At 61.3% G+C, this 12,623-nt stretch carries 12 protein-coding genes and 1 pseudogene; 3 read left to right on the plus strand and 10 right to left on the minus strand.

The window, feature by feature from the left end; all coding sequences use genetic code 11:
• Positions 1–87: 87 nt before the first annotated feature.
• The 3 genes from JQF37_RS13175 to JQF37_RS13185 are packed head-to-tail and all read left to right on the plus strand — an operon-like array spanning position 88 to position 5,563.
• On the plus strand, positions 88–1,332 hold the full coding sequence (locus JQF37_RS13175) for an exonuclease SbcCD subunit D C-terminal domain-containing protein (protein ID WP_130206269.1): 1,245 nt from the start codon (positions 88–90) through the stop codon (positions 1,330–1,332).
• The gene (locus JQF37_RS13180; protein ID WP_130206271.1) at positions 1,329–4,970 is read left to right on the plus strand and encodes an AAA family ATPase; all 3,642 of its coding nucleotides are present in this window, start codon (positions 1,329–1,331) and stop codon (positions 4,968–4,970) included. The genes JQF37_RS13175 and JQF37_RS13180 overlap by 4 nt, the downstream gene beginning before the upstream one ends.
• Entirely contained in the window at positions 4,967–5,563 is a 597-nt protein-coding gene (locus tag JQF37_RS13185) for a glutathione S-transferase (protein ID WP_130206273.1), read from the plus strand. The genes JQF37_RS13180 and JQF37_RS13185 overlap by 4 nt, the downstream gene beginning before the upstream one ends.
• 11 nt (positions 5,564–5,574) lie before the next feature.
• Here JQF37_RS13185 and JQF37_RS31370 read toward each other — a convergent pair.
• The 10 genes and pseudogenes from JQF37_RS31370 to JQF37_RS13225 all read right to left on the minus strand — a co-directional run.
• Positions 5,575–5,652 (minus strand): annotated as a pseudogene (locus tag JQF37_RS31370) (outer membrane lipoprotein carrier protein LolA); the annotation flags it as partial.
• 34 nt (positions 5,653–5,686) lie between these two features.
• The gene (locus tag JQF37_RS13190; RefSeq protein ID WP_130206277.1) at positions 5,687–5,944 is read right to left on the minus strand and encodes a hypothetical protein; all 258 of its coding nucleotides are present in this window, start codon (positions 5,942–5,944) and stop codon (positions 5,687–5,689) included.
• Positions 5,941–6,153: a hypothetical protein gene (locus JQF37_RS13195; protein WP_130206279.1), complete on the minus strand. Its 213-nt coding sequence runs from the start codon at positions 6,151–6,153 to the stop codon at positions 5,941–5,943. Before JQF37_RS13195 ends, JQF37_RS13190 begins: the two co-directional genes overlap by 4 nt.
• 115 nt (positions 6,154–6,268) lie before the next feature.
• Positions 6,269–6,394 (minus strand): hypothetical protein, encoded by a 126-nt coding sequence (locus tag JQF37_RS31710; protein ID WP_262984240.1) that lies wholly within the window; start codon positions 6,392–6,394, stop codon positions 6,269–6,271.
• A gap of 208 nt (positions 6,395–6,602) precedes the next feature.
• Entirely contained in the window at positions 6,603–6,782 is a 180-nt protein-coding gene (locus JQF37_RS13200) for a hypothetical protein (RefSeq protein ID WP_130206281.1), read from the minus strand.
• Between the two features lie 156 nt (positions 6,783–6,938).
• Positions 6,939–8,108, minus strand: coding sequence for a lactonase family protein (locus JQF37_RS13205; RefSeq protein WP_130206283.1), 1,170 nt, complete (start codon positions 8,106–8,108; stop codon positions 6,939–6,941).
• Entirely contained in the window at positions 8,101–8,451 is a 351-nt protein-coding gene (locus JQF37_RS13210) for a DUF5629 family protein (RefSeq protein ID WP_130206285.1), read from the minus strand. Before JQF37_RS13210 ends, JQF37_RS13205 begins: the two co-directional genes overlap by 8 nt.
• Before the next feature lie 70 nt (positions 8,452–8,521).
• Complete coding sequence (locus JQF37_RS13215) at positions 8,522–10,102, minus strand: aldehyde dehydrogenase (NADP(+)) (protein ID WP_130206288.1); 1,581 nt, start codon at positions 10,100–10,102, stop codon at positions 8,522–8,524.
• Between the two features lie 10 nt (positions 10,103–10,112).
• Positions 10,113–11,105: an AraD1 family protein gene (araD1, locus tag JQF37_RS13220; RefSeq protein ID WP_130206290.1), complete on the minus strand. Its 993-nt coding sequence runs from the start codon at positions 11,103–11,105 to the stop codon at positions 10,113–10,115.
• A 74-nt stretch (positions 11,106–11,179) separates the two neighbouring features.
• Positions 11,180–12,502 (minus strand): MFS transporter, encoded by a 1,323-nt coding sequence (locus JQF37_RS13225; RefSeq protein WP_130206292.1) that lies wholly within the window; start codon positions 12,500–12,502, stop codon positions 11,180–11,182.
• Positions 12,503–12,623 lie beyond the last annotated feature (121 nt).

Here is a 12,623-nt window from a genome sequence, read left to right on the forward strand (position 1 = left end):
CTCGTGCTTTTTTACCAGTAAACTCTCCCCCTTTCGCCGCAGCCATGTGTCCCCGCGGCCATCACCTTTTATCTAGCGGAGTTGCCCTTGCGTCTGTTCCACACCTCCGACTGGCACCTCGGGCAGAACCTGCACGGCCAGGATCGCGATTTCGAGCACGGTTGTTTTCTCGACTGGCTGCTGCGTCAGCTCAAACTGGATCAGCCTGATGTGTTGCTGATCGCCGGCGACATCTTCGACACGGTCAATCCGCCGGTCAAAGCCCAGGAGCGTCTCTACGACTTCATCGTCAGCGCCCACGAGCAGCAGCCGTTGCTGACCATCGTGATGATTGCCGGCAACCACGATTCCGGATCGCGGATCGAACTGCCGGCGCCGTTGATGCGTCGCTTGCGCACCCATGCCCTGGGGCGCGTGCTGTGGCTGGATGACGGGCAGCTGGACGCCGAACGCCTGCTGTTGCCATTGCCGGACGCCAGCGGTGAAATCGCCGGCTGGTGCCTGGCGCTGCCGTTCCTGCGCCCGGCGGAAGTGACTGGCGCGCATTTGGGCGACAACTACCTGCGCGGCATTGGCCAGGTCCATGAATGGCTGATCGAAGCGGCCAATGCCAAACGCCAGCCGGGCCAGGCGCTGATCGCCATCAGCCATGCGCACATGGCCGGTGGTTCGGTGTCGGAAGACTCCGAACGCAGCCTGATCATCGGCAACGCCGAAGCCCTGCCCGCCAGTCTGTTCGGACCGAGCATCAGCTACGTGGCCCTCGGTCACCTGCACAAGCCGCAAAAGGTCAACGGTGAAGAGCGCATTCGCTACAGCGGCTCGCCGATTCCGTTGTCGTTCTCCGAGATCGGCTACCAGCACCAGATTCTCGACATCACCCTCGACGGCGAAACCCTGGTCAGCGTCGAACCCAGACTCATTCCCCGTGCGGTGAACCTGCAACGCCTTGGCCCGGCGCCACTGGCGGAGATCCTGTTGCAATTGGCGGACCTGCCGAACATCGACCTGCTCGCCGACCTGCAGCGTCAACCCTGGCTGGAAGTCCGGGTGCGCCTCGACGAACCGCAACCTGACTTGCGCCATCAAGTGGAAAGCGCCCTGCAAGGCAAGGCTGTGCGACTGGTGCGCATCGCCGCCGAGTACGCCGGCAACGGCAGTCGTGACGGCGCCGGGGACGGGGCGGCGTTGATCGAACTGGACCAGCTCACTCCTCAAGAACTGTTCAGCCGTGCCTGGCAGGACAACTATGGCAGCGAAGTCGACGAGCAAACCCTCAAGGACTTTGCCGAGCTGCTGCAAGACGTGCAGATGGAGGGCGAACAGCCATGAAGATCCTCGCGATCCGCCTGAAAAACCTCGCCTCCCTGGCCGGGCCGTTTGAAATCGACTTCACCGCCGAACCCTTGGCCAGTGCCGGCCTGTTCGCCATCACCGGCCCGACCGGCGCCGGTAAAAGCACCCTGCTCGATGCGTTGTGCCTGGCGCTGTTCGGTGCGGTTCCACGCCTGAACAACACCGGCCGCGACGCTAAAGTGCCGGACGCCGATGGCGAAATCGGCACCGGTGACCCGCGTACGCTGCTGCGTCGCGGCACCGGTGAGGGCTATGCCGAAGTGGATTTCGTCGGTGTCGACGGCCGCCGCTATCGCGCACGCTGGGAAGCCAACCGCGCCCGGGAAAAGGCCGGTGGCAAGTTGCAAGCCAGTCGCCAGAGCCTGCGCGACATCGATCAGGATCAACTGCTGGCCAGCCAGAAAGGCGAATACAAGACCCAACTCGAAGCCGCCCTGGGCCTGAATTTCGAACAGTTCACCCGCGCCGTGCTGCTGGCCCAAAGCGAGTTCAGCGCCTTCCTCAAGGCCGATGACAACGACCGCAGCGAACTGCTGGAAAAACTCACCGACACCGCGCTCTACACCCGCCTCGGCCGTCGCGCCTTCGACAAGACCAAAGAAGCCCGCGAAGCGCACAAGCTGCTGCAGGACCAGGCCAGCGGTGTCACCCCGCTGGCGCCCGAGGCTCGGGCCGAACTGGACGAGCGTTTCAACGCCGCCCAGCAACAGTTGAAGTTGCAGCAGGCGCAGCTCAAGCAGCTTGAGCAACAACACAGCTGGCTCAAGGATTTGCGCCAGTTGCAGGACGCGCACCAAGCGGCCGCCGAGCAACTGCAAAGTTCGCAACAACAGTGGCAAGGTCTGGCCGGTGAACGCCTCAAGCTTACGCGCCTTGAACAACTCGCCCCGCAACGTCACCAGTTCGCGCGCAAGACGGAACTCGATGCGCAACTGACGCCACTGGCTGCACAGATTGCTATACACACCCGCCAACACGGCGAACTCAGCGAACGCCAGACGCAACTGGAGCAAACCCTCGAGTCGGCGAAAAACGCCTTGGGCGAAGCGCAGCAGCGGCACAGCGAAAGCGCCCCGCTGCTGCGTCAGGCTTTCGAGGAGCAAAGCACCCTCGCCCGCCTCGCCAAGGACACCGCCCTCAGCGCCGACGCCCGACAGTCCGCCGAGCAGGCCTGCACGCAAGGCCAGAGCGGCATTGAAACCTTGCAGGACAAACAGGCCCAGGTCGCTGAACGCCTGCAAAAAATGGCCGCCGAGCTGGAACAGAGCACCCATCTGGCGCCGTTGAGCGATGCGTGGAATGCCTACCGCGATCGCCTGCAACAGCTGATGCTGATTGGTAATCGCCTGAACAAGGGCCAGGCCGAACTGGCCAGCCTCGAACAGAACGCGGCGCAAAGCGCCGAAGCACTGAACACGCAAAAACTGCAACTGGAAGTGCTGTTCAAAGAGGCCGGCGCCGAGCCGGATGCGGTTGCCGAGCAGATTGGCATCCTCGGCAACCTGTTGCAGGACAACCGCAAACAACTGCGCGCCATTGAAGATATGACGCGGCTCTGGGCCAGTCAGCAGGAGCTGGAAAAACGCGGCGCCGAGCTGCAACGGCGACTGCTCGATGCGCAACAGGAGCGCGAGCGCCTGACCCAGGACGGGGTCAAAACCAAAGCCGAACTCAGCGTCGCCGAACAAACCCTCAACGTCACCCGTGAACTGCTCGAACGCCAGCGTCTGGCCCGCAGCGCCAGTGTCGAAGAGTTGCGCGCGCAGTTGCAGGACGACCAGCCCTGCCCGGTCTGCGGCAGCAACGAGCACCCGTATCATCAGCCTGAAGCGCTGCTGCAAAGCCTGGGTCGCCACGATGAAAATGAGCAGGCCTCGGCCCAGCAGGCGGTGGATCAGCTCAAGGAAAAACTCACCGAGCTGCGCGCCGAAGTCGGTGGTGTGATCGCCCGGCAGAAAGAGCTGCTGCAACAGCAAGAACAATTGACCGCCCAACTCCAGGCACTGGCGCCGAGCCTGGAGGCGCATCCGCTGGCCACTTCGTTGTTCAATCAGGACGCCGACAAGCGCGACGCCTGGCTGATCCGGCAAAACGATCAGTTGAACCAGAGCATCACCCAAGACGAACAACGCCAAAGCGCCCTGCTCACCCTGCAACAGGATGCCGCGCGCCTGACCCAGCAACTGCGCAATACCGAGACCGCGCATCAGCAAGCAGCGCAGCACTTGAGCAATCAACAACGCGAACTGAGCAGCGACCGTCAGCGCCTCGACGAGGAACTCACCGCGTTCGCCAGCCTGCTGCCGGCCGATACCCTCGAGGCCTTGCGCGTCGAGCCGGCGGCAACTTTCATGCAGCTGGATCGGCAGATCGCCGAGCGCCTGGTGCAAGTCGATCAGCAAAAGGAAGAACTGGCCGAACAGCAGCAACGTCAGCAGACGCTGGAGAAGGAACAGGATCGCCAGCTCAGCCGCATACAGCAGCTGCAAAGCGCCAAGCAACAGTTCAGTGCTCTGGCCGAACAGCAACAGGCCTGTCAGGCGAAACTCGCGCAACTGCTGGGCGAACACAGCAGCGCCGAGCACTGGCAGCAGCAACTGGAACAGGCCGTGGAGCAGGCGCGCAACGCCGAAACCACCATGGCTTCGGAACTGCAGAACCTGCGCACGCAATACGTGCAGATTGGCGCCGAACTCAAGGCACAACAAGAGCGCTTGCAAGCGCTGCAAAGCGAAGACAACGAGCTGACGCAGAAGATTGCCGACTGGCGCGGCCGTCATCCCGAGCTGGATGACGGCGGTCTCGAAGACCTGCTGCGGGTCGATGACACGCAGGTCAGCGAACTGCGCCAGCGCTTGCAGAACAGCGAAAAAGCCATCGAACAGGCCAAGGTGCTGCTGCAAGAGCGCGACCAGCGCCTGCTCGCTCATCAGGCGCAGCACAACGGCAACCTCGACGCCGAGCAACTCGCCACGGCGCTGGCAGAACTGCAGAACCAGTTCAGCGTCAGCGAACAACGCTGCGCCGAATTGCGTGCCGAACAGGCAGAGGACCAGCGCCGGCAAAACGCCAATCAGGCCCTGGCGCAACAGATTGCCGACGCCTACGCCGAATTCCAGCGCTGGGCGCGTTTGAATGCGTTGATCGGTTCGGCCACCGGCGACACCTTCCGCAAGATCGCCCAGGCCTACAACCTCGACTTGCTGGTCCATCACGCCAACGTGCAATTGCGCCAACTGGTGCGCCGCTATCGCCTCAAGCGCGGCGGCAGCATGCTGGGGCTGCTGGTGATGGACACCGAGATGGGCGACGAACTGCGTTCGGTGCATTCGTTGTCGGGTGGCGAGACCTTCCTGGTGTCACTGGCACTGGCGTTGGGACTGGCTTCGATGGCCTCCAGCACCCTGAAAATCGAATCATTGTTCATCGACGAAGGCTTCGGCAGCCTCGACCCGGAATCCCTGCAACTGGCCATGGACGCCCTCGACGGCCTGCAGGCCCAGGGCCGCAAGGTCGCGGTCATTTCCCACGTGCAGGAAATGCATGAACGGATTCCGGTGCAGATTCAGGTCCGCCGCCAGGGTAATGGCCTCAGCACCCTGGAGGTGAAATGACCACGCTCTATTCCTTCCGCCGCTGCCCGTACGCCATGCGAGCGCGCATGGCCCTGCGCTACTCAGGGGTTGAGGTCAGCATCGTCGAAGTCAGCCTGAAGGCCAAACCCGCCGAAATGCTCGCGCTGTCGAGCAAAGGCACGGTGCCGGTGCTGGACGTGGACGGCCGGGTCATCGATGAAAGCCTGGAAATCATGCGCTGGGCGTTGGCGCAGAACGACCCGCAGGATTGGTTGCTCAAGGATGATCCGCAGGGACAGTTGACGATTGACGCGCTGATCGAGGAAAACGACCAGGCGTTCAAGGTGCATCTCAATCGCTACAAATACGCCGAACGCTACCCCGAGCACGCGATGGAGTTTTACCGCGCCGAGGGCGAGGTGTTCTTGCGCAAGCTCGACGAGATGCTCGACGGTCAGGCCTGCTTGCTGGCCGATCATCCCACCCTCGCCGATGTGGCGCTGATGCCGTTCGTTCGGCAATTCGCCCATGTCGATCGCGAGTGGTTCGCGCAGACGCCTTATCGGCGGTTGCAGGCCTGGTTGCAGGGGTTTATCGAGTCGCAATTGTTTACGTCGATCATGGCGAAGTAAACGCGATTCCCTGTAGGAGCGAGCCTGCTCGCGAAAAACCTGAGAGCGCTGCGCGGTGTCAGGTTCTCAGCGTCATCGTTCACGACCATCGCGAGCAGGCTCGCACACAGGGATCGTGGTGATTCAGGCCAAAACCTCACACATCCCTATGGCCGAGCAATCAACCTGGAACGGCCCGAAAAAACCGCCTTCAGGCTTGATCGGCGGGTTGCCGGCCAGCAAGCCCAACGCCTTGGCGGTTTCGATGTTACGGGCAATGTTGTGGTTGGCCTCTATGGACCGGGCCACCGAGCCCGCCGAGCCCTGGCCGATCCCCAACAGCGACGCGCCGTTGGTCATGAACGCCAGGAAGGCAATGACCCAGAGTCTGTGACCTTTCATGCGCCGCCGACTCCCGCGAGATCAGCCCGGTCGACCATCGCGTTGTGCGCGCGGTGCTCAAACTGGATGCCAGGATGTGCGACTTGAATCGGCGCTTCGTAGGATCGTTGCGACTGCGGCGAAAGGCTGACAACCAGCACCATGACCAGGTAAAGACCGATAGCCACATAGGCGCCATGTTTGGCAGAAGTGATAATTGCGCGGGCCATGATGTTCTCCGTGGGCATGTTTCAATGTCCACAGGATCGATCAAAAAAGCGCGGATAACCAACGAGTCCGGTCTATAGCAACTATCAGCTTCGTTGATCATTGAAGCAGACTATTTCAGTCTTCAATAAAACTCATCAAGCGTTCGCGGGCAGCGTCAGGCTCGCCAGAAACAGGCTCTACGGCGGATAAAATCGGAGTGGAATAGAGGAATAGCAGCACCACAGCCAGACGCATCGCCATCTTGTCGATCCTTTTCCTGGGAAGGAGTCAAAAAATCAGCGTCAAATTTAAACGCATGGCCGAATGATATCAAGCAGAAGATTAATGGCTATTTGATGCTGTCGTAAATGCGTTATGCAGGAGCGACATCACTTCAGCGCCTTTCGATCGGTGAACGGTCGATTGGCCAGTGACTTCGCTCCTGCATAAAGAGGGCAGGATGTTGCTTTCAGTGTTGGGCTTTGTGGTCCAGCGCGGCGTAGAAGTTAGCGCTCTGCTGCAGGTATTTCTGGGTGTAGCTCTGGGTGTGGGTTTTTTTCTCGCTGATTTCAACGTTGGCACTGGCTGGCAGGGCAACGGAAGCAGAGATGGCGGAAGCGGCGATTACGGAGAAGAGATTGAAGTTCATGGCGGTATTCCTCGAAGTCAGTTGGCTTGCTTGCCCGGTGGGGCCGTGAAGCAAACTTAACCTTCAAGGGTCGATGCCTTGAAATGCTTTGCAGCAGTACCAGATATCAGCCTCATTGATAGAACAACGCAGGCCCCATGGACCAGGGCCTGCGGCCTATTGTCGCAGCAAAAACTTGAGATCGCTCGGGGCGTCCATCGGCAATTTCTGCACGGTTTTGCCCAGCAAACCGGTCTTGGCATCGCGCTCGACGACGACAATCCCGTTGCTTTTCTGGTTGGCGATCAACACAAATTTGCCACTGGGATCGAGGCTGAACTCACGCGGGTGGTCACCCTCTACGGAGCGACGCTGCAATTCCTTGAGGTGGCCGGTAGCAGGGTCGATGGCGAACACCAGCAACTGATTGGCCGTGCCACGGTTGCTGACGTAAAGGAATTTGCCGTCCGCCGAGGCATGTAACGCGGCGACAGCCTTGTCCGACACCGGTTGGCCAGCCGCCAGATCGACCATCTGCGTCTGCACCAGCGAGCCGTCCCGGTAATCGAACACCGCCACCTGTGCACTCATCTCCATGGTCAGCCAGGCGTGTTTGCCATCGGCGCTGAACAGCAAATGCCGTGGCCCGCTGCCGGCAGGCAACTGGACGAACGCAGGGTTGGCCGGGGTCAACGGCAGGTCGGGGTTGGCCTTGGGATCGAAGCGATAGGCAAAGACCCTGTCCGCGCCCAGGTCATTGGAGAACACGTAACGGCCGTCCGGCGACGAGACCGTCGAATGCACATGCGACGACATCTGCCGCTCGGGATTGACCCGACTGGCCGGATGACCGCTCATCTGCACAACCGGTTTGAGCGCACCGTCAGCACTGACTGGCAATACCGCCAGGGTGCCACCCGGATCTTCGGCCACCGAGTAATTGCTGACAAACAGATGACTGGCGTCAGCGCTGAGACTCGAATGAGTCGGCTCGTTGCCCAGGCTCTGCACCTGATTGATCAGGCTCAGCTCATGGGTCTTGGGGGCGATCGCATAGCTGCTGACACGCCCCACCGGATCGCGCTGGCCGGGACCGTTTTCGTTGACCACGAACAGATAGCGCTGATCCTTTGACAGGGTCAGCCAGGAGGGATTTTCGCTCTTGATCACTTGCAGGGGTTTGGCGTCGATCTGTCCGGTGGCGCTGTTGAAATTCAGCCGATAGATGCCCTGGCTCTGGCCAGCGGTGTACGAACCCACGAGCAGTTGATAGTCGTCGGCAATGGCCGCCTGAACGCTCATCGCGCCGATGCTGCCAGCCATTAACAAGGGCCAGAAGTTACGCATCCTCATTTTCATCGTCTTCATCATCGTCATCGTTGTCACCGCCGATGACGTCGCCGAGGCATACCAAGCGATGCTCGCCAGAATCACCGGTGATCAACCAGCTTTGCAATGTGCTGTCGAAGGTCGCGGCCTGGATTTGCGCCGGGGTGAACGCCCAGTGCCTGGCCGCTCGACCGTCCATGCATTCGATATGCAGGTTGTCCTCTTCATCGAGGGAGAATTCGAAGGCATGCAGCCCGTCGATTTCCACCATACCGCAGTGTTCGAGGACGTTGAGCAGGGTGTCGGTTACGGCAGTCATGGCAATCAATCTTTGGAAGGGAAAGACGCAATGATAGCTCATGCGTTTGCTGACTGTTCCACACAAACCATGGGAGCGGATTTGCCGCTCCCATGGGGACTGCAACCAGCGGTTAGATCGCGTCGCGTGACGGCTTGCCATTCACCAGGCGCTGAATGCCCAGCGGATTGGCGTTTTTCAGCGCGTCCGGCAGCAGGCTGTCCGGGTAGTTCTGGAAGCACACCGGACGCAAAAAGCGGTCGATGGCCAGGGTCCCGACCGACGTGCCACGAGCGTCCGAAGTCGCCGGATACGGCCCGCCATGCACCATCGATTCGCACACCTCGACACCGGTCGGATAGCCGTTGAGCAGGATTCGTCCGACATTCTGCTCCAGCAAGTCCGTGAGCTCGCCGAACTGCTCAAAGTCCGCCTGATCGCCCATGATGGTCGCGGTCAACTGACCGTGCAGCCCATTCAAGGCCGCGTGCAGTTGTGCCTGATCAGCCACTTCCACCACCACAGTGGTCGGGCCAAACACTTCCTCTTGCAGCACCTCGTCGCCATTGATCAGCAAGCTGACATCAGCCTTGAACAGTTGCGGCTGCGCCTGATGACCTTGTTGCGGATTGCCCGCCAGGTGCTCGATGCCCGGATGATCGAAAAGCTTTTGCAGGCCCTTGCCATAACTGCCCAGGGTTCCGGCGTTGAGCATGGTTTGCGCCGGTTGATCGGCCATCAAGTCCGTCAGCAATTGCAGGAACGCCGTGAACTGCGGCGAACGAATGCCAATCACCAGGCCCGGGTTGGTGCAGAACTGGCCGCAACCCTGCACCACCGAAGACGTCAGGCCACGGGCGATGGCTTCCGTGCGAACTTGCAACGCCTGTGGCAGCACGATCACCGGGTTGATGCTCGACATCTCGGCGAACACTGGTATCGGTTGCGCACGCGCCGCCGCCATGTCGCACAGCGCCCTGCCCCCCTTGAGCGAACCGGTGAAGCCCACCGCTTGAATCGCCGGATGCTTGACCAGTGCCTCGCCGACGCCACCGCCATAGATCATGTTGAACACACCGGCCGGCATCGCGGTTTTTTCCGCCGCGCGGATGATTGCATCGGCCACCTGCTCGGCCGTGGCCATGTGTCCACTGTGCGCCTTGAACACCACCGGGCAACCGGCGGCCAGTGCCGAGGCGGTATCGCCGCCCGCCGTGGAAAACGCCAGGGGAAAATTGCTGGCACCGAACACCGCCACCGGCCCCAGGCCGATACGGTACTGGCGCAGATCGGGGCGCGGCAACGGCTGGCGTTCAGGCAGCGCCTGGTCGATGCGCGCACCGTAGAAGTCGCCGCGCCGCAGCACCTGGGCGAACAAACGCATCTGGCCACTGGTGCGGCCACGCTCGCCGATAATCCGTGCCGCTGGCAGCGCGGTTTCACGGCAAACCAGCGTCACGAACGCGTCACCCAGGGCATCGAGTTCATCAGCGATGGCCTCAAGAAACTGCGCGCGGCGCTCGGCGCTCAAGCGGCGATAAGCCGGGTATGCCGCTGCCGCCACCTTGGCGGCAGCCTCGACTTCTGCCGGTGTGGCCTGGAAGAAATCGTGGGGCAGTGCCTCGCCCGTTTCGGCGTCGACACTCTGCAGTTTGACGGTGCCCAACGCGCTGCGCTGGCCGCCGATGAAGTTGTGGCCAAGAATCCGGGTCATGGGTAACTCCTCACAAGGTGCCGACGGAGCCGGGTTCGAATGCCGCTTCGACCGGCGAGATGCCATTGATCAATGGCGCGCCGAACTCGGCCTGACTGATTTCGAACACATCACCGGGACGGGTGCGCACGCCATCGGCGAATGACAGGGTCGCGGTGCCGAAGAAATGAATGTGCACATCCCCCGGCCGCAGAAACTGGCTGTACTTGAAATGGTGAAATTCCAGGTTGGCCAGGCTGTGGCACATGTTCGCCTCGCCACTGAGGAACTCGTTCTGCCACAGCACTTCACCGTCCCGCAGGATGCGGCTGGTACCGGCCAGATGCTGCGGCAGTTCGCCGACTCGCAGTTCCGGCCCGTAGCTGCAACTGCGCAATTTCGAGTGGGCCAGGTACAGGTAGTTCTTGCGTTCCATCACGTGGTCGGAGAACTCGTTGCCCACGGCAAAACCGAGGCGATAGGGTTTGCCATCGTGACCGATGACGTACAGGCCGCTGATTTCAGGTTCTTCCCCGGCGTCTTCGGCGAACGGCGGCAACGGGAATGGCTGGCCCGGACGCACGACAATGCTGCCGTCGCCCTTGTAGAACCACTCGGGTTGCACGCCGGCCTGACCCGCCGCGGGCTTGCCGCCCTCCACGCCCCACTTGAAGATGCGCATGGTGTCGGTCATCGCCGCTTCGTCACCGGCCTGCTGGTGCATTTTGTCCCGGGCCGAAGCGCTGCCCAGATGCGTCAGACCGGTGCCGCTGACCAGCATGTGCGCGGGGTCCGGATGATCCAGCGGCGGCAGGATACGCAATTGTGCCAGCAGTTCAGCGTAGTCATGGCTGATCCCCAGCCCGAGGCTTTGAACTTGCTGCTCAAGGTTGACCCCGGCTTCGATCGCCGCCAGTGCCAGGTCACGAACCGTGCGCGCATCCTGTACCTCGCGCACCATCCCTTGCTCGACGACGCCTACCCGGCGCTCGCCGTTTCCCAATTCGAATTGAACCAAACGCATGAAATCTCTCCTGTAAACACAGAACGTGGGCACACCTGACTCCCACAGGGATAGTGGTGATTTGCAGTTACGGGTCAGGTGCGGGTTGCCCCACGCGCACTGGCGGCAAATTCGTCGGCCGGCAGTACATGCTTGCGTTCCAGCAGGCGGTAGACCACGCCGGTCAGCACCAGGCCGAACAGCATGACGCCGGACAGGAAGTACAAACCCGAGGCCAGGTTGCCGGTGTATTCCTTGAGCGCCCCGATCACGAACGGGCCGATGTAGCCGCCGAGGTTGCCCACCGAGTTGATCAGGGCAATTCCCGCTGCTGCACTGGCGCCAGCGAAGAAGCGGCCGGGCAAGGTCCAGAAAATCGCCGTGCAGGAAAACAGCGCAAATGCCACCAGGCAAAGCGCCGCCAGTTGCAGCACCGGCACCGACAGCCAGGCGCTGAAGAACAAGCCGATGGCACCCAATACGTAAAGCACCGCGAGGTGGCCGTAGCGATCGTTCAGACGGTCGGAACTGCGCGGGATGATCAGCAAGCCGATGATCCCGAAAATGTAGGGCACCGAGGACACGAAACCGGTCACCAGGTCACTGCCGCCAAACTGTTTGATCAGCGTCGGCAGCCACAGGCCCAGGCCATAAATGCTCAGCGTCACCGGCAGGTAGAACAGCGCCAGCAGCAACACGCGCTTGTCCTTGAGGGCGTGCAACGGGTTGCCATGGCGGGTCTGGCCATACTGTTCCACGTCTTTTTTCAGCTCGCCGGTCAGCCAGTCCTTTTCAGACGGGTCCATCCATTTCACCTGTTGCGGGCCATCGGGCAGGTAACGCAACACCGGCCAGGTCAGCAGGATCGCCGGGGTGCCAATGACGATGAACAGCCATTGCCAGCCATGCAGTCCGAGCACGCCGTCCATGCCGAGCAAACCGCCGGACACCGGGCCGGTGATCATCATCGCGATGGGTTGGGACAGGATGAACAGCCCGAGGATCTTGCCGCGATGGCGAACCGGGAACCACTGGGTGATGTAGTAGAGAACGCCCGGGAAGAACCCGGCTTCGGCCGCACCGAGCAGGAAACGCATCACATAGAAGCTGTTCGGCCCCTGGACGAAGGCCATGCCAATGGTGATGGCGCCCCAGGTGATCATGATCCGCGCGAACCAGCGCCGCGCACCGAAGCGGTCGAGCATCAGGTTGCTGGGGATTTCCAGCAGGAAGTAACCAATGAAGAACAGCCCGGCGCCCATTCCGTAAGCCGCATCGCCCAGGCCGATGTCGGCGCCCATGTGCAATTTGGCGAAGCCCACGGCGGAGCGATCCACATAGGCGATCAGGTACAGCAGGATCAGGAAGGGAATCAGTTTCAGCGTGATGCGGCGAATAAGCCGCAGTTCCTGGCTCATGAGATCGGTCTCCGATTGTTGTTTTTATAGAACCTCGGGAGACGCCTCTCACGGAAAACCGTCAGGGTCATCCCTCCGTTGAAATCGACTATATAGTAATACTATTTACTCAACAACACTT

The organism is Pseudomonas sp. MIL9 (genome assembly GCF_016887925.1).
GTDB classification, from domain to species: Bacteria; Pseudomonadota; Gammaproteobacteria; order Pseudomonadales; family Pseudomonadaceae; genus Aquipseudomonas; species Aquipseudomonas mohnii.

What these genes read in the sequence shown, in the direction of transcription:
- JQF37_RS13180 (WP_130206271.1), top strand. Translation starts at nt 1,329, where the DNA reads ATGAAGATCCTCGCGATCCGCCTGAAAAACCTCGCCTCCCTGGCCGGG.
- JQF37_RS13185 (WP_130206273.1), top strand. Translation starts at nt 4,967, where the DNA reads ATGACCACGCTCTATTCCTTCCGCCGCTGCCCGTACGCCATGCGAGCG.
- JQF37_RS13190 (WP_130206277.1), bottom strand. Translation starts at nt 5,944, where the DNA reads ATGAAAGGTCACAGACTCTGGGTCATTGCCTTCCTGGCGTTCATGACC.
- JQF37_RS13195 (WP_130206279.1), bottom strand. Translation starts at nt 6,153, where the DNA reads ATGGCCCGCGCAATTATCACTTCTGCCAAACATGGCGCCTATGTGGCT.
- JQF37_RS31710 (WP_262984240.1), bottom strand. Translation starts at nt 6,394, where the DNA reads ATGGCGATGCGTCTGGCTGTGGTGCTGCTATTCCTCTATTCCACTCCG.
- JQF37_RS13200 (WP_130206281.1), bottom strand. Translation starts at nt 6,782, where the DNA reads ATGAACTTCAATCTCTTCTCCGTAATCGCCGCTTCCGCCATCTCTGCT.
- JQF37_RS13205 (WP_130206283.1), bottom strand. Translation starts at nt 8,108, where the DNA reads ATGCGTAACTTCTGGCCCTTGTTAATGGCTGGCAGCATCGGCGCGATG.
- JQF37_RS13210 (WP_130206285.1), bottom strand. Translation starts at nt 8,451, where the DNA reads ATGAGCTATCATTGCGTCTTTCCCTTCCAAAGATTGATTGCCATGACT.
- JQF37_RS13215 (WP_130206288.1), bottom strand. Translation starts at nt 10,102, where the DNA reads ATGACCCGGATTCTTGGCCACAACTTCATCGGCGGCCAGCGCAGCGCG.
- araD1 (WP_130206290.1), bottom strand. Translation starts at nt 11,105, where the DNA reads ATGCGTTTGGTTCAATTCGAATTGGGAAACGGCGAGCGCCGGGTAGGC.
- JQF37_RS13225 (WP_130206292.1), bottom strand. Translation starts at nt 12,502, where the DNA reads ATGAGCCAGGAACTGCGGCTTATTCGCCGCATCACGCTGAAACTGATT.